Origin of the sequence: Chryseomicrobium palamuruense (assembly GCF_042649045.1) — a bacterium.
Classification (GTDB): Bacteria; Bacillota; Bacilli; order Bacillales_A; family Planococcaceae; genus Chryseomicrobium; species Chryseomicrobium palamuruense.
Map to the genome: position 1 here is coordinate 189,150 of NZ_JBHSEF010000011.1, position 23,561 is coordinate 212,710.

Consider the following 23,561-nt stretch of genomic DNA (forward strand, 5'->3'; position numbering starts at 1 on the left):
TACGTCTATTTACAAAAACCTTACCCTAATCTAATTACTTTGATACATAGGTAGCGACATGCTGATATGCGTCGTTTAATTTTTCTTCATCGATACCAGTTTCTATTCCCATTCTATGCAGCATATGAACCACACGTTCAGTAGCGACATTCCCTGTAGCACCCGGTGCGAATGGACACCCTCCCAGTCCACCTGCCGAACTATCAAATCGATCGACGCCAGCTTGGAGGGCAGCGAAAATATTGGCAAGCGCCATTTTTTCAGTGTCATGAAAATGAGCGGTAAGAAGAACATTAGGAAATGCTTGTTTTAATAAATAGAAGAGCTCATGACTTTCTTTTGGAGAAGCCTTGCCAATCGTATCCGCTACGCTAAGTTCATGAACGCCATAATCAATGAATCGTTGACAAAGAGCAAGTACATCTTCTACGCGTTGTTTGCCTTCGTAAGGACAGTAAAAAGCAGTTGAAATACATGCACGAACAAAATAGCCCTCTCGAATCAATTCTTTGATAGGTTGTTCTAATTGGCCCATCGCTTCATCCGTCGTTTTATTAATATTTTTTTTATTGAATGAATTGGAGACGCCAACAAATACTGCGACGCTTTTCGCACCAGACTCTTTCGCTGCGTCCATTCCCCGTTGATTAGGGGTTAATACAAATTGGCGGCCCACTTTCTTTGTAAGTTTTACTATCTCAGCTGCATCCGCCATCTGTGGCACCCATTTAGGTGAAACGAAAGATGTTAATTCCATTTCCTTGATGCCCGCATCTTGTAGTGCATGAATAAAAGCTAGTTTTTGTTCGGTAGGTACATTATTTTTTTCATTTTGTAACCCGTCTCGAGGACCGACCTCGATAATTGTCACACGATTTGGTAAACTAATCATGGAACCATTCCCCCTTATGAATAGTTTACCTGTTTCGGGGAAGTGGTCGCAAGTAAGGGAAGAAAAAGGAGAGTGTCACTATGTCAACAGAAGTAGTGGTTGTAAGCGCTGTCAGAACAGCCGTCGGATCATTTCAAGGTTCATTAAAAGATATTTCAGCAACCAATCTTGGTGCCATCGTTATCGAAGAGGCAGTACGTCGTGCGGGAATTACTAAGGATCAAGTAGATGAAGTCATTATGGGGAATGTACTGCAGGCGGGACTTGGGCAAAATCCAGCGCGTCAAGCAGCCATTCATGCAGGACTTCCACAAACGGTTCCTGCCATGACGATTAATAAAGTATGTGGGTCTGGACTTAAAACGATTCATTTAGCAACTCAAGCCATACTAGTAGGAGATGCCGAAATCGTTGTTGCAGGTGGGATGGAAAATATGAGTCAAGCACCCTATCTATTAATGGGTGCTCGTGATGGTTATCGTATGGGGAATCAAAAAGCAGTAGACAGTATGATATCTGATGGCCTATGGTGTGCATTTAATGACTATCATATGGGTGTCACTGCAGAAAACTTATGCTCGAATTATGGTTTGAGCCGTGAAGAACAAGACGAATTTGCTGCACGTTCTCAACAACGAGCAACAGCAGCTATCGAAGCAGGTCGCTTCGATGAAGAAATCGTCCCTGTTCAGATTCCTCAGCGAAAAGGCGATCCGATTGAATTTAAAGTAGATGAATATCCGAAAAAAGGATCAACAGCAGAGAAACTAGCAGGCCTACGTCCAGCCTTTAAAAAAGATGGAAGTATAACAGCAGGAAATGCTTCCGGTATCAATGACGGGGCAGCAGCAGTTGTTGTGATGTCAAAACAAAAGGCTGAGAAGCTCGGTCTACCTATTTTAGCAACTATCAAGGCGAATGCATCTGCAGGAGTTGACCCATCCATTATGGGAATTGGACCGGTAGAAGCAGTGAATAAAGTCATGAAAAAAGCAGGCATGACGGTCCAAGATATGGACTTAGTCGAAGCAAACGAAGCCTTTGCTGCGCAAGCATTAGCTGTCGATAAAGAACTAAAGTTTGATGCGGAAAAATTAAATGTCAATGGGGGAGCGATTGCGCTAGGGCATCCGATAGGTGCAAGTGGAACACGCATCTTCGTCACACTCATCCATGAAATGCAAAAAAGAGATGCAAAAACTGGTTTGGCGACTCTTTGCATAGGTGGAGGTCAAGGCGTCGCAACCATTGTTACACGAGGAGAATAATCAATGGCAAAAAAGAAAAAGGATAATCGAACTCGAGCGGACGTAACTCGGGAGAAGGAAACAAAAGATGATAGACTTACATTGAAAGAACAATTATCAGATTCTATTTTTGAGAAGCTGCAAGCAAAGAAGCGTGAATTAAAAGAAGAAGAGATCCAAAAAGAACAAGAAGAAGAAGCGCGCCGTGCGTTTGAGAAGAAACAGCGTGAAAAGAATATGTCTTTTGAAGAATTACTAAGTCAGCATGGTGATAAAGGTTCCAAATACTAGGAAAAGAGCATACCGCTTAGTCGGTATGCTCTTTATATAGTTGGGTAGGTAAAATTTCTAATAAATGGTCAATCGATTGTTGAGTCACGCGTGTGTGATAATTTTTGATAGAGTCTTTTAACTGATCCATTTTACTACTTCCGATTACCACAGAAGTAACGGGTTCTTCCCGTAGAATCTGATGAAGACTGACAGCGCCTAAATTATCCAAGTTCTTATGCATATGAGCAACAAGGTGCTCTAATTCCTCGTTCGAATAGTCCCCATAATTTTTCACTTTTTGAAGCTTTGGAAGCCCCTGATCTGTCAACAGGCCTTTGGCTTGGCCTCCACGTACAAGGAGTCCGATTTGATGGTTGTTTAGAAACGGAAATACCATTTCTGGTCGACGATCGAGAGCAGAATACTGCATCATTATGGAAACAGCAGAGCTTTTTTCGAAATAAGGATAAATCACGTTCGGCCGAATGGAAGAAATTCCATATTCACGAATTAGCCCTTTTTCTTTAAGCCTTTCAAATGTCTCTATGATGTCATCCCAAGAATCTTCTTTCGTACCGCCGTGGAGTTGATAAAGATCAATGACCTCACGTTGAAGACGAGTCAAACTGTTTTCAACTGCTTGACGAATCCATGTCGGGTCTGGATTCCACGTCCAACCTTCTTTCCCCGCTTGAAAACGATTCCCTACTTTAGTTGCGACATGAAAATCGTTCGTAAACGAGTTAAGTGCGTTCCCGATTCGCTCTTCATTTGCTCCTTGCTCATACAAATCTGCTGTATCAATCCAATTGATTCCTTCCGAAGCTGCATATTCCATCATTTCCGTTGTTGCTGTAGGATCAGTTGGAAGGGACATACCTCCAAGCGTTAATTCACTCATCGATAATGAACTTTTCCCCAATTTTCGATACTTCATTGAATCGCCTCCTTTCCCTAATGGTACAATGAGGGGATAGAAAGCACAAAGAGGAGTGAAACAAATGGGTAATAAATTTGAAGAAGTCACCGTAACGACAACCAAAATACATGAAGGAAGAGTCATTTCTCTCCAAGTGGATGATGTGCGCTTACCAAATGGCAAACAGTCGAAAAGAGAACTTGTGAAGCATCCTGGTGCAGTGGCTATTATTGCCATCACAGATGATCATCGTTTACTGACTGTTGAACAATACAGGAAAGCTCTTGAGCGGAGTATCTTGGAAATTCCAGCTGGCAAGATTGAAAAAGGAGAAGAACCCAAAGATACCGCCCTTCGTGAACTCGAAGAAGAGACAGGGTATACGGCATCAAATTTACATTTTATTCAGCGTTTTGCTACATCCCCAGGATTTGCGGATGAGATTATTTATATGTATGTTGCCCAAGGGTTAAAGAAATTAGCAACGGAGCAGACCCTCGATGAAGATGAATTTGTAGAGGTAAGAGAAATTACGCTCCGTGAAGCAGAAGAGTTAATCGAGAGCGAAGAAATCTTTGATGCGAAAACGGCCTTTGCTATCCAGTGGTGGAGACTTCATCAGTTCTAAAGGATGACAAATTGTTCATATCCTCTAAAAAGGAGGGAACAAATGAGCAAGCATTTCCTACAAGGGTGGATTGTATTTATCATGAGCAGCCTAGGTGGTTACTGGCTGTATAAGCAGACTTCTTTTTCTACAGAATCAATCAAGTTCCTGACAGATTTAAGTCAAGAGAGTGTGCTTCTTATGTATGCTGTTCTTCTGCCACTATTTTTTGTACCTTTGTCATCCATCTACTCATGGTTTGCTAAGATAGTAGTGGCTTGTTACAGCTGTTTTCATGCATATCTAGGTCCTATTATTCTTGAACGACATGGAATCATGGAGTATTCATTTGATTTTGTGTTTTTTATCGGTCAGTTTATCTTCCTATGGTTTGCCATCCATTCGAACGGTAAAGGGTGGATTTTACTCTATATAGTACTTACCATTCTTCACCTCATCACTATTTACTAATTTTCTTCTTAGAATCATTCTTAAAAACTATCAGTTATAAAAGGTTACACTTGTCACTTGAAAATATCCTTTGGTATACTAAGTGATAGGTTAGGAGGCGTCGTATGGAAGGCCGTATTGATCGTATAAAAAAACAGTTATCCGGTGCGGGCTATAAGTTGACGCCGCAACGAGAATCAACTGTCCGTGTTCTATTAGAAAACGAAGAAGCTCATTTAAGTGCAGAAGACGTCTTTCTCCTTGTGAGAAACAAATCTTCGGATATTGGGCTTGCAACTGTTTATCGCACACTTGAACTATTAAATGAATTGAATGTCGTCGATAAAATCCAGTTTGGTGATGGGGTCTCTCGGTATGACTTGAGACAAGAAGGGGCTGCTCACTTTCATCATCATCTCGTCTGTATGGAATGTGGTGCTGTAGATGAGATTCAAGAAGATCTACTCGAAGACGTTGAACAAATTGTAGAAACAAAATGGAACTTTAAAATTAAAGATCATCGATTAACATTCCATGGCATTTGCCATCGGTGTCATTCTAAATAAACGAGAGAGGATAGCTATTTCAGCTATCCTTTTTTCAATCCAGGAGGGTTATTTTGTGAAAGAGGCTATCGAAGACTACTTACACTTTTTACGTATTGAAAAACAATTAGCTGAGAATACACTCATAGCCTATCGGACAGACTTAGAAACGTATGCGGAGGACTTAAAGAAATGGGAAATCTCCTCATGGCAAGATGTGAAACGGGATACCATCGGGCAGCATTTACGGAAGCAGAAAGGGGAAGGGAAGTCGACACGCACAGTAGCAAGAAAAATTGCTGCTATCCGTTCATTTCATCAATTCCTCATCAGGGAAAGAGTGACGGATCATGATCCAGCACACCAAATTGAGCACCCTCAGCTTGAACAAAATTTACCCAAATACCTTACGACCGAAGAAATTGATTCCTTGTGCCAGGCCGTATCTACTGACAAAGCTCAAGGTGTAAGAGACCTCGCTATTATTGAATTACTGTATGCCACAGGGATGCGTATTTCAGAGTGCACGCAATTAAATTTAGAAGACATTCAGTTGTCCATGGGTTTTGTACGCGTATTTGGAAAGGGCAGCAAGGAGAGAATCATTCCGCTCCATCAAACAGCGATTACCCGAATTGACTTTTATTTGCAAACTGCTCGTAGAAAGCTGTTTAAACCAGGTGGAGATGAGACAGCATTGTTTATTAATCAAGCAGGTAAGCGACTAACTCGTCAAGGAATTGCGAAATTATTAAAACAGCATGCAAACGCAGCCGGTTTTACAAAAGAAATGACTCCCCATCTGTTAAGACATTCGTTTGCAACACATTTAGTGGAGAACGGGGCAGACTTGCGAGCTGTTCAAGAGATGCTTGGTCACGCGGCAATTGCGACCACACAAATTTATACGCACGTAGGGAAAAAGCGGTTAAAAGAGGTTTATAAAGAATTCCATCCACGTGCCTAAAAAGTAAGAGGTCTGACGTGTATTTTTACCAAGTTATCTGCTACTATTACAGTATCAATATAAAGTGAGGGATTTGCATGACACATTCATTTAAACGCGTACATGTTATTGTAATGGATTCTGTGGGAATTGGAGAAGCACCTGATGCGAAAGTGTTTGGAGATGAAGGGTCACATACACTTCTTCATACGGCACAGTCTGTAAACGGTCTCACGACGCCTCAGTTACAAAAGCTTGGTTTAGGTAACATCGATGCGTTACCTGGAATTGATCCAGTTCACACTCCAGCTGCTTATTTTGGAAAAATGCAAGAAGCTTCAGTTGGAAAAGATACAATGACTGGTCACTGGGAAATAATGGGTTTAAATATTGAACAGCCTTTCAAGGTCTATCCGAATGGATTTCCTCAAGAGCTTATTCAGCAATTAGAAGAAAAAATAGGACGTAAAATCATTGGGAATAAACCGGCAAGTGGAACAGAGATTTTAGATGAACTTGGAAAAGAGCATATGGAAACAGGGGCAATTATTGTTTACACGTCAGCAGATCCAGTTTTACAAATTGCCGCTCATGAAGGGATTGTCCCGCTTGAGGAACTTTACCGGATTTGTGAGATTGCGCGAGAACTCACGTTGTCTGAAGAATTTTTAGTTGGACGTGTGATCGCACGTCCATTCATTGGGGAGCCTGGCAATTTCGAACGTACAACTAATCGTCATGATTATGCCCTTAAACCATTCGGACGTACCGCTCTGAATGAACTAAAAGATGCAGGGCTCGACGTGATTGCCATTGGGAAAATCGATGATATTTATAATGGTGAAGGAATCACGGTAGCCGTCCGCTCCAAAGACAATATGGACGGCATGGATAAATTACACGAAGTCCTTCAAAAAGATTTTACGGGTCTAAGTTTCTTGAATCTTGTGGATTTTGATGCCCTCTATGGTCATCGTCGTGATCCAAAAGGCTACGCTGAAGCCATCGAAGCATTTGACCAGCGTTTAGAAGAGACATTACGTCTATTAAAAGAAGATGATCTATTAATCATTACAGCAGACCATGGGAACGATCCAACGATGCCTGGTTCCGACCATACTCGTGAATTTGTGCCATTACTTGTGTACTCACCTAAATTTGAAGGTGGGAAAGAGTTGGCACCACGTCAAACCTTTGCGGATATCGGAGCAACGATTACAGATATCTTCAATACACCAACAACCGCGTTCGGAACAAGCTTTAAAGAAGACTTACAGTAAGGAGAATGTACCATGAGAATGATTGATATTATCGAAAAAAAGCGGGACGGCTATGAATTAACTGAACAAGAGATACGTTTTTTTGTTGAAGGGTATACAAAAGAAGAAATTCCTGATTATCAAATAAGTTCTTTAATGATGGCTATCTATTTTCAAGATATGACAGACGAAGAGAGAGCCAACTTAACGATGGCTATGGTGGAGTCAGGAGACCAAATTGTTTTATCTGACATTGAAGGCATTAAAGTAGATAAGCACTCCACTGGGGGCGTAGGTGATACAACGACACTTGTCTTAGGTCCATTGGTTGCAGCCGTTGGTGTGCCTGTAGCTAAGATGAGTGGTCGTGGACTTGGTCACACGGGTGGAACAATTGATAAACTGGAAGCTATTCAAGGGTTCCATGTTGAGCTAACAAGTGAGCAGTTTATCAAACAAGTAAATGAACTCAAGCTTGCGGTGATTGGTCAAAGTGGGAACTTGACACCTGCTGATAAAAAGCTCTATGCACTTCGTGACGTGACAGCTACAGTCAATTCCATCCCTCTCATTGCAAGTTCCATTATGAGTAAAAAAATTGCAGCAGGTGCAGATGCCATTGTCTTGGACGTGAAGACCGGTGAAGGTGCTTTTATGAAGACGGTAGAAGATGCTGAAGCACTAGCAACTGCTATGGTCCGTATTGGGAACAATGTAGGACGCAATACGATGGCGATTATCTCAGATATGAGCCAACCACTCGGAAATGCCATTGGTAATGCTTTAGAAGTGAAAGAAGCAATTGACACACTATCTGGTAACGGCCCGGAAGATTTAACCGAATTATGCTTACTTCTAGGAAGTCAGATGGTTGTTGTTGGTGGCAAAGCCAAGACACTTGATGAAGCCCGTAAAATACTCGAAGGCGTTATCGCAGATGGTAGCGCTTTAGAGATTTTCAAGCAGTTTATTGAGTGGCAAGGTGGAAATGGCCAGATTGTTGCTCAGCCAGACCTTCTTCCACAAGCAAAGTATTCATTTGAGATCGAAGCTCCACGTTCAGGATACGTGACATATATGGAAGCGGATGAAATAGGAACAGCAGCCATGCTCCTTGGTGCAGGTCGTGCGACAAAGGAATCGGAAATTGATTTGGCTGTTGGGATCATATTAAACAAAAAAGTTGGAGATGCAGTAGAACAAGGCGAGTCACTTGCCACATTCTATGCAAATTCAGAAGATATTTCAGATGCAAAAAACTTATTCCTAGCGAACTTTACAATTTCAGACGACAAAGTAGAAGCTCCTCCACTGGTCTATAAAGTCATCACAAAATAGTTCACTGACTAACCACCAAATGTCGAATTTGGTGGTTTTTTTTGTTGTTTTTTCTAGTTTTGTCGACAAGAAGGAAAAGTTAAAAAAATATGCGAAACTAATTTAATAAGAGGGAGGAATGACAATGAATTCAATCATCGAAAAAATAGGAGATCAAACACTCATCATTCGATTACAAGGGGAACTTGACCATCACACCATTAAACTATTACGAAAGGAAATTAGTTTCTGCCTGGTCACTCAACCTATACGAATGATTGTTTGGGATTTAAAAAATGTTTCCTTTATGGATAGTTCAGGTATCGGTCTTATTTTAGGAAGAATGCGTGAGATGGAACCATTTGGTGGACAAACGATGATAGTTCATGCGAGCCCAACGATTCGAAAAATCTTTCAATACGCTGGACTTGGTCCGTACATTGTGACTGCAGAAGAAACCTTGAAAATTGAGGAGGTAAACAAATGAACAATGCTTTAGAAGTGCGCTTTCCTGCTTTAAGTGAAAATGAGGCTTTGGCACGATTAATTATTTCCGCATTTTTAGCTCCGATTGATCCACTCGTCGAAGAACTGGCAGAATTTAAGACATCGCTATCGGAAGCTGTAACTAATGCCATCATTCATGGCTATGATGAATCGGAGGATGGCTGGGTTTACGTGACTGCACGTATCGAAGAACATACAGTGACTGTTGAAATACGAGATGAAGGAGCAGGTATTCCGGATATAGAATTAGCAAGGGAACCCCTTTACTCCAGTCGTGCACATGAGGAACGTTCAGGTATGGGATTTACCATTATGGAAAGCTTCTGTGATGAAGTCACCATCCACTCAAGCAATGGCCTTGGAACAACCATTCAACTTATCAAGCACTTCACACCAACGGCTTCTTTTTCGCAGGTGAACTAATGGCCAATAAATCACCTCTGAGTCATGAACGTATGAGAGAACTGTTAGCACTCGCGAAAGAAGGTGACGAATTAGCCAGAAAAGAAATGATTGAAAACAATACAAAACTGGTATGGAGTATTGTTCAACGGTTCAGTAATCGAGGAGCGGACTTGGATGATTTATTTCAAATCGGTTGTATCGGGCTAGTGAAGTCAGTCGACAAATTTGATTTACGTTTTGATGTGAAGTTTTCAACGTATGCTGTGCCCATGATTATTGGAGAAATTCAACGGTATTTACGAGATGATCGGGTGGTGAAAGTCAGTCGGACTATCCGAGATCATACGATTCGAATCAAACAACAGATGGAAGCCTTCCAAAAAGAGCATGAAAGAAATCCAACACTAAATGAAATCTCTCAACTGTTAGATATGAAGATAGAAGATGTCGTTCTAGCGTTTGATGCGCTTCGTGATCCGGCATCCCTTCACGAACAACTACAAGAGGGAGAAGATGGAATAACGCTGATGGATCAGATGAAAGATGACCGCGCGGAAAAGGCATTTCAACATTTTTTCTTGGAAGAATTACTGACCCGTCTTTCGGAACGGGAACAATTAGTGATTCGTCTAAGGTATTACGCTGATTTCACTCAAACAGAAGTGGCAGAACGATTAGGCGTGTCACAGGTGCAAGTTTCCCGAATGGAAAAAAAGATTCTTCAACGTATGCGGAGCTGGCTTCCTGTTTCATCGAATTAACGAATGGCTGCATTGAAACCAACTTCTCAATATGATAGAGTGTGTGTAGTAAATTTGGAGAACAAGAGGGATGCAAATGGTCAGTACGCTGCACTATCCAGTCAATCAAGAAGGACATTTAACAATCGCAGGAGCGGATGCTGTAGAGTTAGCCAAGGAATACGGCACACCGGTCATCGCCTATAATATAGACCTTGTAAGACAACGCGCTCGAAAGTTTAAAGACACATTTGACGAATTAAATGTCAAATCTCAAGTGGCTTATGCATCTAAAGCATTTTCATCTATTGCCATCTATCAGGTGATGAAAGAAGAAGGACTTTCTTTGGATGTCGTTTCTGGTGGGGAACTTTATACTGCGCTTAAAGCCGACTTTCCACCGGATAAGATTCACTTTCATGGAAACAATAAAAGCTATCAGGAACTTGAGATGGCTTTTGATGCAAATATCGGTTGTATCGTTGTGGATAATTTTGATGAACTACTTACACTACGTCAGTTGACGAAAGAACGAAAACAGCGGATGGCAATTTTATTGCGTGTGACGCCAGGAATCGAAGCGCACACCCATACCTATATTACGACAGGTCAGCAGGATTCTAAGTTTGGATTTGATTTAGGGAATGGCCAAGCAGATGAAGCCTTCCGTCTCGTTTACGATGATGAATATATCGAAGTACTGGGGCTTCATTGTCATATTGGATCGCAAATTTTTGAAACAAATGGATTTGTAGCGGCTGCTGAGAAGTTGTTGCTAAAAATGCAACAATGGAACGAGACGTATCAATATACATGCCCGGTATTAAATTTGGGTGGAGGGTTTGGCATTCGCTATACAGATGAAGACGAACCACTTTCACCTGAAATTTACGTGAAAGAAATGGTTCTTGCGATTAAGAGACTTTCCAATGAGTCTGCATTTCCCCTTCCGGAAATTTGGATTGAACCAGGTCGTTCTCTCGTTGGTGATGCGGGAACGACACTGTATACGATTGGAAGCCAAAAGAAGATTCCTGGTACACGGCACTATGTTGCGGTAGACGGAGGGATGTCGGATAATATTCGCCCCGCTCTCTATCAAGCAAAATATGATGCAAAAGTTGCAAATCGTATGACTGCACCCACAAATCATATCGTAACGATCGCGGGAAAATGCTGTGAATCCGGTGATAAATTAATTGAAGACTTATCTATACCTGAAGTGCAAACAGGGGATATTTTAGCTATGTTCTCTACAGGCGCATATGGCTATGCCATGGCGAGTAATTATAACAGGTTACCAAGACCTGCTGTTGTGTTTGTTGAAGGTGGTCAATCACAATTGGTCATTCGACGTGAAGTATATGAGGATATTGTTCGTAACGATTTATCCCTTTATGAATCGGAGGAGAAATAATGAGAAGGCGCAACATCACATTATTCTTACTTTTACTTATGATGGGACTTGGATGGGGCATCGTGTACTGGGTATGGATTGCCCCGAATGCATCAATATAAAGGAGTTTTTATGATTTACTCATATAAACCCGGGCAATCGAAAATTGCTATGGGTCTGCTGTCTTTTATGTTTAGCCAAGGAGATTATCACATTTTGCAATCCATCATCGACAAATATGAGCAACTTCCAGAATGGAGATTGTTTTTATATAAAGAGAACGATGATTTTATTGGATTGATTGGGGGTCACCAAGGGGAGGAAGGGTTTACGATTCATCATTTAGTCGTCAGCCCATCACATCGCGGAGAAGGTATCGGATGTCATCTAATTAGTTGTTTAGAAAAACAAGTAACTTCGTCCCTCATCCCATCTCCACGAACAGAACAGCTCTTTGAAAAATGGCAAGAACAACAAAGACACAGCTCTCAATGAGTGCTGTGTCTTTGTTGTTTTGCACGTTCTCTTTCGCTAATGACCTCACTGCGGTCACGCAGGCGATGCTTGTGAACAATCTCATTTGAAACGGGTTTCTTTTCTAGTGGGAAAGAATTTAAAAAAAATTGTAATGTTTCATCACGAAGCGGTAATAAAATCGACTGATAGGGTTCTCCGTTTTCACAGGAGGCTCCACTGGCTGCTACCAGTTGGAGTAATTGGTTCTGGTCAAACTTGCTGAGAAAAGAGTTATTTTCTACATCTGTACGGTTTAATAAGGCATATGCTTTTTGAAATGAACGACTTCCCCCTTGATTATTTCCTCTTCGCCAGTGATACATACCAGTTGCTAATAAGATGAACCCTACGAGTTCATGCTGTTTCTGTCTGGGGGCAATTTCCTTCCAAAGATCTTCAAATATTTCATGACACTCAAAATAATCTCGAGTAATATGAAATTCAAAGAGGAATTGCTGGAAAGCCTGTAATTTCGCTAGGTGCATAGTTGAATCACTTCCGTTATAATAGTAGTCAATCTGCGAATATAGGTGAATTTATGGCTTATGAAATTAAAGTGGAGGCGTTTGAAGGGCCTCTCGATTTATTGTTGCATCTCATTCATCGACTAGAAATCGATATTTATGATATTAAAATGAAGGAAATTACTTCTCAGTATATGGAACACGTACATGCGATGCAAGTCCTGGAACTTAATGAAGCCAGTGAATACTTAGTAATGGCCGCGACACTGGTAAGTATTAAAAGTAAAATGTTATTGCCTACAGAAACAATCGAAATGGAAGACGATTTAGAATTTTCATTTGAAGAAGATCCAAGGGATGAACTAGTGCGTCGTCTACTGGAATATAAACGGTATAAGGAAGCAGCAGGAGAGTTAAAGGAACTTGAGAATGGGCAAAGTCTTCACTTCACAAAACTTCCATCTCTTATTGAAGTTGAAAAGAGTGATGCCCCGCAGGTTCTTGATCAGTCTTATGAAGTATATGATTTATTAGGTGCATTTCAGCGGATGTTAAAACGGAAGCAATTACAAGCACCTCTCGCCACTCGAATTAGCCGATCAGAAGTTTCCATAAAAGAACAAATGAATAATGTAGTAACTAAACTAAAAGCTGCACATGGAAAAGTAAGGTTTGAAGAATTATTCGATTCCCATGAAAAAGCAGTTGTGGTAGCAACATTTTTATCCCTGCTTGAATTAATGAAACGACAAATGATTCAAGTCAACCAAGGGGATAATTTTACCACTCTTGAAATAGAATTAACTGAGGAAGTGTCCGAACATGAAATGGATTCCGAGTTTGATGAGTCAGATTGAAAGTTTATTGTTTATTGCAGGAGACGAAGGCATGTCGAGCGAACAACTTCAAAACTATTTAACTATAGACGAAGAAACTTTGCATAGCCACTTAATTGAAATGGGACAGCGACTTAGCCGAGATGAAACACGTGGACTTGAACTACGTCGATATGCTGGAAGGTATCAGTTTGTTACTAAAAAATCTAATGCAGAAACTATAGGGAAAATGATGGAATCTGCTCATTCTCACTCCTTGTCACAAGCTGCGCTCGAAGTCCTTGCTATTATTGCTTACAATCAACCAATCACTCGAGTGGAAGTGGATGAAATTCGCGGTGTCAAATCAGACAGTGCTTTACAAACACTGGTTGCACGTGCCCTTGTGAAAGAAGTGGGGAGGGCAGACGGAACGGGACGTGCCATTTTATACGGGACAACGACAGAGTTTATGCAAGTTTTCGGTCTAGAAAGTTTAGATGATTTACCACCCTTGCCGCTTGAAAAAGAGGACTTGGACGAGGAGACGGATTTATTTTTATCAAAGTTTCAAGAGCAATTCGAAGGTGAACTCGTATAGAGAGGATGACAACGTGTTTTTAAGGGTATCATGTACTGACCTGAAGAAATGGGTCAGTCTTTTTTGTTTCCTAGCAGGACTCGTTCTGTTTCCAACAATAAGTTTTGGTTCTTATGCCGTTATAGATGCCCATTCGGGACGTGTCCTTTATGAAGACCAAGGAGATTTGCAGTTGCCACCTGCCAGTATCACAAAAATTTGGACAGTTTATGTGGCACTGCAAGAAGCTGATGTATCGGATCAAGTTCGTATCAGTCGAGTTGCTAGTCAACAAGAAGGTTCGTCCGTATACTTAATAGAAAATGAAGTGTGGAGTTTAGAAAGCCTGTTATACGGTACTATGCTTCAGTCTGGAAATGATGCGGCCGCAGCGATTGCAGAACATGTGGCAGGAAGTGAAGCCGCATTTGCTACACTAATGAATTTTTATGTGAAGAAGGCGGGAGTAAAAAATACCTGGTTCATGAATGCATCAGGTCTACATCATCCAAAACATTTAACAACAGCTTCAGACATGGGGAAGCTCTTTGCTATCGCAATGAATGATGAGAAGTTTCGTCAAATTGCTTCAATGAAGCAGTATGTGCCAAAAGAAAGACGCGTATTGTGGATGAATAAACACCGTCTAGTAAAAGAAAACAAAGCTTTTGCAGGTAAAACAGGGTATACTTCAGTAGCAGGTCGCACACTGATAAGTGAATTCATAAAAGATGATAAACGACTAATTGTGACGACGTTAAATGTTCGTGATGATTGGAATTCACATACTTCGTTAAGCCGCCTAGCCTTTGATTCAACAACGCTTCAAACAATTGAAGGTACCTATTATGCGCAGCATGATGTGATTTTGACAGTACCCATGCCGTTTCGCTATTTACAAAAGGAAGATGAATCCATTTCTCATACAGTGGTTTTGTCTAAACAATCGAAAGTCGGAGAATGGTCCATACAAGCTGGAGGACAGACACTGCGTTTTCCAGTGATTTATCGAATGAAATGAGGGAAAGTAATGGAAAGGCTACAAAAAGTAATTGCAAACGCAGGAATTGCCTCTCGTCGGAAGGCAGAAGGACTCATCGAAGAAGGTAAAGTAAAAGTAAACGGACAAGTGGTTCGGGAGTTAGGTACAAAAGTATCTGATTCGGATGACGTAGAAGTAAATGGAGTGCTTCTCGAGAAAGAGACGAAAGTTTATTATTTACTATATAAACCACGTGGTATTATTTCCGCTGCCACCGATGATAAAGGTCGGAAAACAGTAGTTGATCTGATTGATATCGAAGATAAACGCATTTTTCCAGTAGGGAGACTTGATTACGATACATCAGGTCTGATTCTTCTTACAAATGACGGAGATTTCTCATACGCACTTACACATCCCAAATTTAAAGTGGAGAAAACGTATGTCGCTCGAGTTAAAGGAATTCCTTTTCGTGAAAAGATAAAGCAATTGCAAAAAGGAATTATGTTAGAAGATGGAAAGACAGCTCCAGCTAAAGTGAAAATGCTTTCTGAAGATAAAAAAGCGGATAAATCAATAGTGGAAATCATCATTTATGAAGGCCGCAATCGCCAGGTTCGTAGAATGTTCGAAGCGATCGGCCATCCGGTTCAAAAGTTAAAACGGGAGAAGTTTGGTTTATTAACTCTCCATGGATTAAATGCTGGAGAATACCGGAAACTGACGACACATGAAGTGAAACAATTGCGAGTACTCGCAGATACAGGTAAAGTAGGACATATTTAATTGCCAGGAAAAGTCTATCGTGTATAGGCTTTTCTTGTCGTTCACAAAGCATTCATAACTCACTCTTTAGGATGGATTATTCTTTGTTATACTAGAATTTATACGAAGAGTTTCATGGTGAAAGGAGTAAGAGACGTGGCACTCAATAAGAAAAAACGTTTTTATGTTCGCACCGCCATATTGACGGTATTAGCCGTAGCTATTATTAGTACGATTTACGTGAATCTTACTAAAGATAAAAATGCAGTATTAGCAGTAGGAGATCAAGCTCCTAACTTTCAACTAGTAGATATGGATGGAAATCTGCATCGGCTTTCTGATTATGAAGGACAAGGAATCTTTTTGAATTTTTGGGGAACATGGTGTAAACCATGTGCAAAAGAAATGCCTTATATTGATAATCAATATCAAAAGTTTAAAGAGCAAGGTGTTCAAACAATCGCTGTGAACATTGCCGAGTCGGATTTTAAAGTGAATAGTTATACCAAACAATACGGGATGACGTTCCCTGTTGTGATTGACCGAAAAAAAAATGTCATGGATCTTTATAATATTGGGCCGCTTCCAACCACTTTTTTAATTAATCCGAATGGTGAAATTGTTCGAATTATTAAGGGTGAGATGACGGAACAAGACGTGGCGAATTTCATGGAAGAAATCAAGCCATTGTAAGGAGTTATTGAAATGAAATCGATTGAATGTGCATGTGGACATATAAACCCCATTGGTACTCAACTTTGTGAGAGCTGTGGTCGTCCACTTAGTGATGAAGCGAAAAGTACAACGATTGCTGATATGCGGTATGAAGGTTCGGCACGTCGGTCACAAACCTATAACAAATCAATCATAGATAAAATTTGGAATTTTTTCTCAAGTGTTAAAGTTGGTATGTGGATTATAGTAGCCATTCTCTTAGCTGCTGCCATTGGGACCTTCTTACCTCAAGTATTCTACATCCCGGTTGCGACGAACAATCCAGCAGCGATAGCAGCCTATTATGAACGTCTCTATGGGACGTTCGGAAGAATTTATAATGATTTAGGATTATCTGACCTATACAGTTCTTGGTGGTTCCAAGGTTTGATTGGGATGTTAGGTATTTCATTGATTATTGCCAGCCTGGATCGTGTAATTCCACTCTATAAATCTCTTAAAAAGCAAAAAGTAAAACGCCATACCTCTTTTTTACAGCGGCAACGTTTATTTGGTAAAGGTGAAAACATTGCTATCGATGTATTAACTCCTGCCGAGGAGAAATTGAAAGAGTTAAAGTATAATGTACGTCGTGAAAATGGAGCTATTTTAGCAGAGAGAGGCCGATTTTCACGTTGGGGTCCTTATGTAAACCATCTAGGTCTCATCATCTTCCTTGGAGGTGTCATGCTTCGCGTCATTCCAGGTGTGTATGTCGACGAGACGATGTGGTTGCGCGAAGGTGAAACGTTAGCGGTTCCTGGTGCTCCTGGTTATTACTTACAAAATGATGATTTTCTGTTTGACATCTATGATCCAGAATCCGCTGACGAAGTATTCTCGGATGCCATCGAACGTGTAGGGACAATTGCTTCCAACTATCAAACGAATCTCACTTTATATAAGGGAGAGAACGAAGATGTAGTGGGTGACCCGGGCGAGTTAACAGAAATTAAGAATGGCCCAACGATTGTTAATAAACCGTTCAAATTTGACTCGTACAATGTCTATCAGATGGATTTCCGACTGGACGAATTGAAAACTATGACATTCCAGTTACAGAACAAAGAGACAGCAGATAGCTTTGGAGAGTTTACGATTGATTTAATTAATCCGGAACCTGAATATGATTTAGGGAATGGATACCGAGTTGAACTGGTTGATTACTATGCAGATTTTACAGGGTTTGAAAATGGAGAACCCCAGTCGAAGTCACCGGTACCGAACAATCCGGCTTTTCTTGTCCGAATGTATACACCCGATGCGGACCCACAAACTAGTTTTGTGTTGATACGTGAAACGATTGAACCATTTGGTGAAAATACACATAAACTTGCTTTCCAAGCGGCTGAAACACGTGACATCTCTGGTTTAACGATTCGTAAAGATCTCACGTTGCCCATCTTGATGCTTGGAGGACTTATCTTTATGATAGGTGTAGCACAAGGTGCATACTGGAATCATCGACGAATTTGGATTCAGCAAACTGAAACAGGGGAAGTACTAGTTGCAGGACATACGAACAAGAACTGGAATGCAGTTAAAAAAGATATTCACGCGCTCTCAAAACATACTACTCTTCCGCGTGTAGTGGATCAACAAGATCCGGAAGCGACGATGGATTTTGATGAAGGAGACGAAGAACAATGACGCTAGTAGAATGGAGCAGTACGCTTCTTTACGTCGCATTCGTTGCGTACTTAATCGCGACTTTATTCTTTGGAGGAGCCGTACGATTCGGTAACAAAGAAAAATCAGCGATGAACAAGCGCTGGGGATTATATGCTTATGGGTTGACGATTTTTGGTTTCCTTGCCAATCTTGGGTATTTTATCACACGATGGGTTGCGGCTGGACACGCACCAGTAAGTAATTTGTTTGAATTTACAGCTGCCTTTGGAATGATGGTGGTCGGTGCATTCATTCTAATTTATGGTATATATAAAATTTCAGCACTTGGCTTATTTGCATTACCACTCGCTGTTTTAATCATTGCTTATGCAAGTATGTTTCCGACAGATGTCTCACCGCTTATCCCTGCCCTACAAAGTCATTGGTTGACGATTCATGTTATTACCGCTGCACTTGGTGAAGCAGTCTTGGCAATCAGTGCAGTAGCTGGACTAATTTATCTTTTGAAAAATATTGATATGTCCAAGAAATCCAAACAACGGTTCTGGATTGAAGCGGTTATGTACGTACTAGTGCTGGTACTTGGATTTGTAGCATCCAATTTAACTTTTAGTGCTATTTATGAACCGGTTGACTATTCGTATGTGGATGCAGAAGGTTCAGAAAAGACGATTGAGTATGTAAAGCCTGCTCTTTTCGGAATGAATGAATCACAAGTTATTACGGAAGGCGGAATGCAACCATTAGTAGATATGCCACCACTTGTAAATGCACAAAAACTTACAACGGTAGTCTGGTCTATTCTATTTGGAACACTTATTTATGGACTTCTACGCTTGATTTTACGCAAACGTTTAGCAGAAGTCGTTCAGCCCTTTACAAAACGTACCAACTCTTCTTTACTGGATGAGATCGGGTACCGTTCGGTATTGATAGGTTTTCCGCTATTTAGTTTAGGAGCACTCATCTTTGCGATGATTTGGGCTCATGAGGCATGGGGACGCTTCTGGGGCTGGGATCCAAAAGAGGTGTGGGCGCTTATCACGTTCTTATTCTATGCCGTTTATCTTCACCTTCGCTTAACAAAAGGTTGGCACGGAGAGAAAAGTGCGTGGCTCGCTCTCATTGGTTTCATCATCATCATGTTCAACCTAATTGCGGTTAACTTAATTATTGCGGGACTTCACAGTTACGCGTAAGGAAAAAGCTGTCACATCATGAAGTGGCAGCTTTTTCTTCTATCAACCAAGGTTTGCTTTCACGGTTTGGTACGGTACAATATGAAGTAGAGTAGATGACAGTTTAAAGGAGTGTCGACATGTCTGAAACAGTGAAGCTTTTAATAGTAGATGACGAGGAAAGAATCCGCAGACTTTTACGTATGTATTTAGAGCGTGAAGGCTATGAAATTATGGAAGCAGAAAATGGACAACAAGCTATTGATTTATCAATCGAATACGATTTTCACGCAATCTTATTAGATATTATGATGCCGGTTAAAGATGGACTAGAAGCGATGAAAGAGATTCGCGAACTTAAACAGACCCCAATTATGCTATTAACTGCAAAAGGCGAAGAAGCGAACCGTGTAGAAGGCTTTGAAGGGGGAGCGGATGATTATATTGTGAAACCTTTCAGTCCGAGAGAAGTTGTCCTTCGTACAAAAGCAATTCTTCGACGTTCTGCTTCTGTAGCTCCGTCAAACACACCAGGCGTAAGTAAAGATATCGTGGTGTTTCCACATCTAACGATAGATCACGATGCTCACCGCGTGACTGCCGATGGTGTAGAAGTCAGCTTGACACCAAAGGAATATGAACTTCTTTATTTTCTAGCCAAATCTCCTGATAAAGTATTTGATCGGGAACAGCTACTTAAAGAAGTTTGGCATTACGACTTTTTTGGAGATTTACGTACAGTTGACACACACGTAAAACGCTTACGTGAGAAATTAAATCGTGTTTCTGAAAGTGCAGCAAAAATGATTGTTACAGTGTGGGGCGTCGGGTATAAATTCGAGGTCATCAATGAATAGAATATGGAACAGTGTAGTCGGGAAGCTATGGGGAACCATTATGCTTCTCGTCTTATTTGTATTATTTATTGTTACCGTCCTAATGCTCGAATTTCTAGAAGACTTTCACACACAGCAAGCCGAAGATAAACTCCGTCAAGAAGCAAGCCTTATCACCAATATTGTTAATCAACAACAGCAACCGGACCTGGCATTAATTCAGGAAATTTTAGCTGATGAAACAAACGTCATGATTTTTTCATCAGAAGAAGAAATTACGTTTCGAATTCATGAAGGACTAGGCAGTGTTGAGACGGAAGAAAAAATTAAATCGAGTTCGTTGTATGAAGGGGCATTCGTCACTGATACTTCAGAAATTCGGACGATGTTGCTACCTTCCTTAACGGAAGACAACCGCATGGAAAACTACTTGGTTCTTGCGTATCCACTTGATGATCAAGCTTCACCTCATGGTACCGTGTTTATTTATCAAAGTTTAAAAGAAGTGAACAATACGTCCAATCAAACGACAAAAATTGTGTTTTTGTCTGGGTTTTTAGCGATGGTGTTAACGACACTCCTATCATTTTTCCTTTCCACTCGAATCACGTCGCCTTTGCGTAAAATGCGAGAAGGCGCGCATGAGCTTGCAAAAGGAAACTTTCAGACACGTGTGCCGTCATCTCAGAAAGATGAGATTGGGGAGCTGGGAGCTGCATTTAACCGCATGGGAATGCAAATCAAACACCATGTAGAAGTTATTAACCAAGAGAAAGAGCAACTATCCAATATCTTATCATCAATGACAGATGCCGTGATCACTTTTAATAAAGACGCCTCTATATTGCTTAGCAACCCACCTGCTGACGAATTGATTCGCCGCTGGAGTCCTATGAGCGCATCATCAGATGAACCACTCCCAGCAGCGCTGTATCATATGCTTGAACATATGCTGGAAAATGAGGAGGAATTAGAAGAAGAATTCGAGCTGGACGCTCACTATTACAGTGTAAGCCTTTCCCTTTTGTATTCGAAAGATGTCGTGCGAGGAGCGGTAGCTGTTATTCGAGATATGACAGAACAACACCGGTTAGAAAAACTTCGCAGTGATTTCATTGCTAATGTGAGTCATGAGCTCCGCACACCAATTGCTATGCTGCAAGGATATAGTGAAGCCATTCTTGATGGTGTCGTTGAAACAGAGGAGGATAAAAACGAGATGATTCGTGTAATTTCAGATGAATCGAATCGTATGGGTCGATTAGTCACGGAACTACTTGACCTTGCTCGCTTAGAGTCTGGGTATTTACGGATTTATCAATCCCCTGTCCAAGTTGCTGCAAGCGTGGAAAGGATGACGACCAAGTTTAGTCAACGGGCACGAGAGAAGAATATAAAGCTCACCTATACTTCAACTATACCTTTCGAAACCAAATTGTTTGTGGATGAAGACCGAATTGAACAAGTCTTGACCAACTTGATAGACAATGCCCTTCGTCATACTGCAGAAGGTGGAAAAGTAAACGTTCATGTCACCGATGCGAGTGAATATGTGAAAATCACTATTGAAGACACCGGATACGGAATTCCGAAAGAAGACTTACCATATGTGTTTGAACGTTTCTATAAAGCGGATAAGGCGCGAACTCGCGGTAAAGGTGGTACCGGTCTAGGACTTGCCATCGCTAAGAATATCATTGATCGTCATGAAGGGGAGATTCGGGTCTTTAGCGAAGTAGGTATGGGGACGACTTTTGAAATTCTTCTTCGAAAAATGTAACTTTGTTTAAATTCAAACGACTACTCTATAGAACGGGGGGAAAGAGATGAGAGACTCCGTTTTTCACCGAATCTATGATTCGTATCATCAGGACTTGTTTCAATTCCTGATCTATTTGGTGCAAAACAGACAGGTGGCAGAAGATTTGACTCAAGAAGTGTATATACGAGTTTTAAAATCCTATGACTCCTTTCAAGGTAAAAGTTCTGAAAAAACTTGGCTCTTTTCAATTGCTAAAAATGTAGCCATTGATCATTTCAGAAAACAAGCCGTCCGTAAAAAAAGACAATTTGACTCATTCGATTGGGAAACGATGCAATTGGCCTCTGGAGAAATGGAGCCTGCAGACATCACCTTACTGAATGACGAAATGCAATTGATGTTACATCATTTAAACAATTGTACGGGCGATCAAAAAATGGTGATTGTCCTTCGCTATTTTCAACAGTTATCCATCAGTGAAACAGCAGATGCACTTGGATGGACAGAATCAAAAGTAAAAACGACACAGCATCGTGCGATTCATCATTTGCGACAAGCAATGTCATCTGAACGAGAGGAGGAACATGTAAATGACAAAAAAGAAGTACACCGATCATGACATTGAACAACTCCTCCACCAAATGCCTCCACTTTCTGATCAACGTTCGAAAGAGGAAATGTTAAAAAAGTTAAAGCAACAAACGGAGCCACCTCGTAAGAAATCAAAACCATGGCTTCCGGCCGTCATTTCGGTTTCCGCTCTATTTGTCCTTGTCTTATTTGTCCAGTCCATGATGGGGACAATAACACATGATGAAGCAGCTACTGAAAGTATGGCAGTGGACGAGGGAACGGCAGACCAGGCGATGAGTGAAGCGGAAGATAGCGCTGAGAGCGCCGCTCAAGAAACGGAACAAGCGGACATGTCCATTATGGGTAAGGGAGAGAGCAGCTTGCATTCCCGCATTCTCTTATCATCAGATCCCTTACTAGATACACATACTTTGCTTCCTTTTGCGATGGATTACAATGCATATGCAATTCCCATTTCATTACTCATCCCGAATGAGCGAATTGAACAAGACTTTGGAACACTATCGGTATCAAATTTGGACCTCTACAAGACCTATGCATCACTGGTCGATGAGGAAGGTCTAGGGTTTTCTGAAACACATCCTCTATTAGGCGAGTACGAAGCGACTGAAGAGGGACTTCAAATTACGCTTCCGGATGATCACCCCTATGATATGGCTTCAGCCACGATGGGAGTATATATGAACACCTTAAAAGATGTATTTGGAACAGAGTTTGATCAAGCTTATCTTTTAAATGAAGCTGGTGAGCCGCTTGATTGGGACCAAGTAGGTCCACTCGTTGAACCAGTTGATTTATCACAGGGCAACTACGCATTTAATATCTCTCAGAATGCACTTGGTGAATCGTATTTAGTTCCTTATAGTCGAACCAGTTATCCAAATTTTGAAGCTGCTTTGCATGAACTGACAGCACCTGAGTATAATGTTGTGGATCCTGCTATTCCCCAGAACGTTGAATTTACTGTAGAAGAAACAGATACACAAGTAGTGGTCACCTTTGCAGAGACTTTAAATTCGGAAAGCTTAACCGGTTATTCCCTTCAATTATTCATCGAATCCATGCTAGCCACAGCTGCTCAGATGGATAAGCAACTAATTCTAGAAAATTGGGATGAAACGATTTATTCCTTACCCAATGAATCAGATTCAATCGTAGGGATCAATCCCATTATCCTTGCCACAGAATAAGCACACATATTGCAACAACTCGCTCACTTT

The 23,561-nt window shown here is 41.0% G+C and carries 27 protein-coding genes; 24 read left to right on the forward strand and 3 right to left on the reverse strand.

Annotated elements, in window-relative coordinates:
• Nucleotides 1-34: 34 nt before the first annotated feature.
• The gene (locus ACFO0S_RS05440) at nucleotides 35-892 is read right to left on the reverse strand and encodes a hydroxymethylglutaryl-CoA lyase (RefSeq protein WP_378140799.1); all 858 of its coding nucleotides are present in this window, start codon (nucleotides 890-892) and stop codon (nucleotides 35-37) included.
• 80 nt (nucleotides 893-972) lie between these two features.
• Here ACFO0S_RS05440 and ACFO0S_RS05445 point away from each other — a divergent pair, with 80 nt between their 5' ends.
• Both ACFO0S_RS05445 and ACFO0S_RS05450 read left to right on the forward strand, forming a co-directional pair.
• Complete coding sequence (locus ACFO0S_RS05445) at nucleotides 973-2,160, forward strand: acetyl-CoA C-acetyltransferase (protein ID WP_378140800.1); 1,188 nt, start codon at nucleotides 973-975, stop codon at nucleotides 2,158-2,160.
• A 3-nt stretch (nucleotides 2,161-2,163) separates the two neighbouring features.
• Entirely contained in the window at nucleotides 2,164-2,430 is a 267-nt protein-coding gene (locus tag ACFO0S_RS05450) for a YqkE family protein (protein WP_378140801.1), read from the forward strand.
• Between the two features lie 16 nt (nucleotides 2,431-2,446).
• Here the strand turns inward: ACFO0S_RS05450 and ACFO0S_RS05455 are convergent, their stop codons facing one another.
• Nucleotides 2,447-3,349 carry an aldo/keto reductase gene (locus tag ACFO0S_RS05455; protein WP_378140802.1) on the reverse strand — a complete coding sequence of 301 codons (903 nt, stop codon included), beginning with the start codon at nucleotides 3,347-3,349 and terminating at the stop codon, nucleotides 2,447-2,449.
• Nucleotides 3,350-3,413: 64 nt separating this feature from the next.
• Between ACFO0S_RS05455 and ACFO0S_RS05460 the strand changes: the two genes are divergently transcribed.
• The 11 genes from ACFO0S_RS05460 (at nucleotide 3,414) to ACFO0S_RS05510 (ending at nucleotide 11,998) form a co-directional block, all read left to right on the forward strand.
• On the forward strand, nucleotides 3,414-3,959 hold the full coding sequence (locus ACFO0S_RS05460; protein ID WP_378140803.1) for an NUDIX hydrolase: 546 nt from the start codon (nucleotides 3,414-3,416) through the stop codon (nucleotides 3,957-3,959).
• Nucleotides 3,960-4,001: 42 nt separating this feature from the next.
• Nucleotides 4,002-4,409, forward strand: coding sequence for a hypothetical protein (locus ACFO0S_RS05465; protein WP_378140804.1), 408 nt, complete (start codon nucleotides 4,002-4,004; stop codon nucleotides 4,407-4,409).
• A gap of 104 nt (nucleotides 4,410-4,513) precedes the next feature.
• Nucleotides 4,514-4,954: a ferric iron uptake transcriptional regulator gene (gene fur / locus ACFO0S_RS05470; protein WP_378140805.1), complete on the forward strand. Its 441-nt coding sequence runs from the start codon at nucleotides 4,514-4,516 to the stop codon at nucleotides 4,952-4,954.
• A gap of 55 nt (nucleotides 4,955-5,009) precedes the next feature.
• Entirely contained in the window at nucleotides 5,010-5,900 is an 891-nt protein-coding gene (gene xerD, locus ACFO0S_RS05475) for a site-specific tyrosine recombinase XerD (protein ID WP_378140806.1), read from the forward strand.
• Nucleotides 5,901-5,977: 77 nt separating this feature from the next.
• Nucleotides 5,978-7,159: a phosphopentomutase gene (gene deoB / locus ACFO0S_RS05480; RefSeq protein WP_378140807.1), complete on the forward strand. Its 1,182-nt coding sequence runs from the start codon at nucleotides 5,978-5,980 to the stop codon at nucleotides 7,157-7,159.
• Nucleotides 7,160-7,171: 12 nt separating this feature from the next.
• Nucleotides 7,172-8,476 (forward strand): pyrimidine-nucleoside phosphorylase, encoded by a 1,305-nt coding sequence (locus ACFO0S_RS05485; RefSeq protein WP_378140808.1) that lies wholly within the window; start codon nucleotides 7,172-7,174, stop codon nucleotides 8,474-8,476.
• Between the two features lie 124 nt (nucleotides 8,477-8,600).
• Nucleotides 8,601-8,942, forward strand: coding sequence for an STAS domain-containing protein (locus tag ACFO0S_RS05490; protein ID WP_378140809.1), 342 nt, complete (start codon nucleotides 8,601-8,603; stop codon nucleotides 8,940-8,942).
• Nucleotides 8,939-9,385, forward strand: a complete 447-nt coding sequence (spoIIAB, locus tag ACFO0S_RS05495) for an anti-sigma F factor (RefSeq protein WP_378140810.1) — start codon at nucleotides 8,939-8,941, stop codon at nucleotides 9,383-9,385. The genes ACFO0S_RS05490 and spoIIAB overlap by 4 nt, the downstream gene beginning before the upstream one ends.
• Nucleotides 9,385-10,128 carry a SigF/SigG family RNA polymerase sporulation sigma factor gene (locus tag ACFO0S_RS05500; RefSeq protein ID WP_378140811.1) on the forward strand — a complete coding sequence of 248 codons (744 nt, stop codon included), beginning with the start codon at nucleotides 9,385-9,387 and terminating at the stop codon, nucleotides 10,126-10,128. The genes spoIIAB and ACFO0S_RS05500 overlap by 1 nt, the downstream gene beginning before the upstream one ends.
• Nucleotides 10,129-10,204: 76 nt before the next feature.
• The gene (gene lysA, locus ACFO0S_RS05505; protein WP_378140812.1) at nucleotides 10,205-11,524 is read left to right on the forward strand and encodes a diaminopimelate decarboxylase; all 1,320 of its coding nucleotides are present in this window, start codon (nucleotides 10,205-10,207) and stop codon (nucleotides 11,522-11,524) included.
• Nucleotides 11,525-11,635: 111 nt separating this feature from the next.
• On the forward strand, nucleotides 11,636-11,998 hold the full coding sequence (locus ACFO0S_RS05510; RefSeq protein WP_378140813.1) for a GNAT family N-acetyltransferase: 363 nt from the start codon (nucleotides 11,636-11,638) through the stop codon (nucleotides 11,996-11,998).
• Here the strand turns inward: ACFO0S_RS05510 and ACFO0S_RS05515 are convergent.
• Nucleotides 11,992-12,504 carry a DUF309 domain-containing protein gene (locus tag ACFO0S_RS05515; protein WP_378140814.1) on the reverse strand — a complete coding sequence of 171 codons (513 nt, stop codon included), beginning with the start codon at nucleotides 12,502-12,504 and terminating at the stop codon, nucleotides 11,992-11,994. The two genes, ACFO0S_RS05510 and ACFO0S_RS05515, sit on opposite strands and share 7 nt — an antisense overlap.
• A gap of 53 nt (nucleotides 12,505-12,557) precedes the next feature.
• Here ACFO0S_RS05515 and ACFO0S_RS05520 point away from each other — a divergent pair, with 53 nt between their 5' ends.
• The 11 genes from ACFO0S_RS05520 to ACFO0S_RS05570 all read left to right on the forward strand — a co-directional run bounded on the left by ACFO0S_RS05520 (nucleotide 12,558) and on the right by ACFO0S_RS05570 (nucleotide 23,531).
• Nucleotides 12,558-13,340 carry a segregation and condensation protein A gene (locus ACFO0S_RS05520; RefSeq protein ID WP_378140815.1) on the forward strand — a complete coding sequence of 261 codons (783 nt, stop codon included), beginning with the start codon at nucleotides 12,558-12,560 and terminating at the stop codon, nucleotides 13,338-13,340.
• Nucleotides 13,306-13,899 (forward strand): SMC-Scp complex subunit ScpB, encoded by a 594-nt coding sequence (scpB, locus tag ACFO0S_RS05525; protein WP_378140816.1) that lies wholly within the window; start codon nucleotides 13,306-13,308, stop codon nucleotides 13,897-13,899. Before ACFO0S_RS05520 ends, scpB begins: the two co-directional genes overlap by 35 nt.
• A gap of 13 nt (nucleotides 13,900-13,912) precedes the next feature.
• A complete protein-coding gene (locus tag ACFO0S_RS05530) occupies nucleotides 13,913-14,899 on the forward strand; it encodes a D-alanyl-D-alanine carboxypeptidase family protein (protein WP_378140817.1) in 987 nt (328 codons plus the stop codon).
• 9 nt (nucleotides 14,900-14,908) lie between these two features.
• Nucleotides 14,909-15,646, forward strand: coding sequence for a pseudouridine synthase (locus tag ACFO0S_RS05535; RefSeq protein ID WP_378140818.1), 738 nt, complete (start codon nucleotides 14,909-14,911; stop codon nucleotides 15,644-15,646).
• Between the two features lie 135 nt (nucleotides 15,647-15,781).
• On the forward strand, nucleotides 15,782-16,318 hold the full coding sequence (gene resA, locus ACFO0S_RS05540) for a thiol-disulfide oxidoreductase ResA (RefSeq protein WP_378140819.1): 537 nt from the start codon (nucleotides 15,782-15,784) through the stop codon (nucleotides 16,316-16,318).
• Nucleotides 16,319-16,330: 12 nt separating this feature from the next.
• On the forward strand, nucleotides 16,331-17,989 hold the full coding sequence (gene resB / locus ACFO0S_RS05545; protein WP_378140820.1) for a cytochrome c biogenesis protein ResB: 1,659 nt from the start codon (nucleotides 16,331-16,333) through the stop codon (nucleotides 17,987-17,989).
• A complete protein-coding gene (ccsB, locus tag ACFO0S_RS05550) occupies nucleotides 17,986-19,170 on the forward strand; it encodes a c-type cytochrome biogenesis protein CcsB (RefSeq protein ID WP_378140821.1) in 1,185 nt (394 codons plus the stop codon). Before resB ends, ccsB begins: the two co-directional genes overlap by 4 nt.
• Before the next feature lie 119 nt (nucleotides 19,171-19,289).
• Nucleotides 19,290-20,006 (forward strand): response regulator transcription factor, encoded by a 717-nt coding sequence (locus ACFO0S_RS05555; protein ID WP_378140822.1) that lies wholly within the window; start codon nucleotides 19,290-19,292, stop codon nucleotides 20,004-20,006.
• Nucleotides 19,999-21,765: an ATP-binding protein gene (locus tag ACFO0S_RS05560; protein WP_378140823.1), complete on the forward strand. Its 1,767-nt coding sequence runs from the start codon at nucleotides 19,999-20,001 to the stop codon at nucleotides 21,763-21,765. The genes ACFO0S_RS05555 and ACFO0S_RS05560 overlap by 8 nt, the downstream gene beginning before the upstream one ends.
• Before the next feature lie 46 nt (nucleotides 21,766-21,811).
• On the forward strand, nucleotides 21,812-22,366 hold the full coding sequence (gene sigX, locus ACFO0S_RS05565; RefSeq protein ID WP_378140824.1) for an RNA polymerase sigma factor SigX: 555 nt from the start codon (nucleotides 21,812-21,814) through the stop codon (nucleotides 22,364-22,366).
• Nucleotides 22,338-23,531: a hypothetical protein gene (locus tag ACFO0S_RS05570; RefSeq protein ID WP_378140825.1), complete on the forward strand. Its 1,194-nt coding sequence runs from the start codon at nucleotides 22,338-22,340 to the stop codon at nucleotides 23,529-23,531. The genes sigX and ACFO0S_RS05570 overlap by 29 nt, the downstream gene beginning before the upstream one ends.
• Nucleotides 23,532-23,561 lie beyond the last annotated feature (30 nt).

Coding starts and splice junctions, on each gene's coding strand:
- ACFO0S_RS05460 (WP_378140803.1), top strand. CDS start 3,414: ATGGGTAATAAATTTGAAGAAGTCACCGTAACGACAACCAAAATACAT.
- resB (WP_378140820.1), top strand. CDS start 16,331: ATGAAATCGATTGAATGTGCATGTGGACATATAAACCCCATTGGTACT.
- ACFO0S_RS05560 (WP_378140823.1), top strand. CDS start 19,999: ATGAATAGAATATGGAACAGTGTAGTCGGGAAGCTATGGGGAACCATT.
- ACFO0S_RS05450 (WP_378140801.1), top strand. CDS start 2,164: ATGGCAAAAAAGAAAAAGGATAATCGAACTCGAGCGGACGTAACTCGG.
- ACFO0S_RS05510 (WP_378140813.1), top strand. CDS start 11,636: ATGATTTACTCATATAAACCCGGGCAATCGAAAATTGCTATGGGTCTG.
- ACFO0S_RS05500 (WP_378140811.1), top strand. CDS start 9,385: ATGGCCAATAAATCACCTCTGAGTCATGAACGTATGAGAGAACTGTTA.
- ACFO0S_RS05515 (WP_378140814.1), bottom strand. CDS start 12,504: ATGCACCTAGCGAAATTACAGGCTTTCCAGCAATTCCTCTTTGAATTT.
- ACFO0S_RS05455 (WP_378140802.1), bottom strand. CDS start 3,349: ATGAAGTATCGAAAATTGGGGAAAAGTTCATTATCGATGAGTGAATTA.
- fur (WP_378140805.1), top strand. CDS start 4,514: ATGGAAGGCCGTATTGATCGTATAAAAAAACAGTTATCCGGTGCGGGC.
- deoB (WP_378140807.1), top strand. CDS start 5,978: ATGACACATTCATTTAAACGCGTACATGTTATTGTAATGGATTCTGTG.
- ACFO0S_RS05570 (WP_378140825.1), top strand. CDS start 22,338: ATGACAAAAAAGAAGTACACCGATCATGACATTGAACAACTCCTCCAC.
- ACFO0S_RS05535 (WP_378140818.1), top strand. CDS start 14,909: ATGGAAAGGCTACAAAAAGTAATTGCAAACGCAGGAATTGCCTCTCGT.
- spoIIAB (WP_378140810.1), top strand. CDS start 8,939: ATGAACAATGCTTTAGAAGTGCGCTTTCCTGCTTTAAGTGAAAATGAG.
- scpB (WP_378140816.1), top strand. CDS start 13,306: ATGAAATGGATTCCGAGTTTGATGAGTCAGATTGAAAGTTTATTGTTT.
- ACFO0S_RS05465 (WP_378140804.1), top strand. CDS start 4,002: ATGAGCAAGCATTTCCTACAAGGGTGGATTGTATTTATCATGAGCAGC.
- ACFO0S_RS05445 (WP_378140800.1), top strand. CDS start 973: ATGTCAACAGAAGTAGTGGTTGTAAGCGCTGTCAGAACAGCCGTCGGA.
- ACFO0S_RS05490 (WP_378140809.1), top strand. CDS start 8,601: ATGAATTCAATCATCGAAAAAATAGGAGATCAAACACTCATCATTCGA.
- ACFO0S_RS05555 (WP_378140822.1), top strand. CDS start 19,290: ATGTCTGAAACAGTGAAGCTTTTAATAGTAGATGACGAGGAAAGAATC.
- lysA (WP_378140812.1), top strand. CDS start 10,205: ATGGTCAGTACGCTGCACTATCCAGTCAATCAAGAAGGACATTTAACA.
- ccsB (WP_378140821.1), top strand. CDS start 17,986: ATGACGCTAGTAGAATGGAGCAGTACGCTTCTTTACGTCGCATTCGTT.
- ACFO0S_RS05485 (WP_378140808.1), top strand. CDS start 7,172: ATGAGAATGATTGATATTATCGAAAAAAAGCGGGACGGCTATGAATTA.
- ACFO0S_RS05520 (WP_378140815.1), top strand. CDS start 12,558: ATGGCTTATGAAATTAAAGTGGAGGCGTTTGAAGGGCCTCTCGATTTA.
- ACFO0S_RS05440 (WP_378140799.1), bottom strand. CDS start 892: ATGATTAGTTTACCAAATCGTGTGACAATTATCGAGGTCGGTCCTCGA.
- sigX (WP_378140824.1), top strand. CDS start 21,812: ATGAGAGACTCCGTTTTTCACCGAATCTATGATTCGTATCATCAGGAC.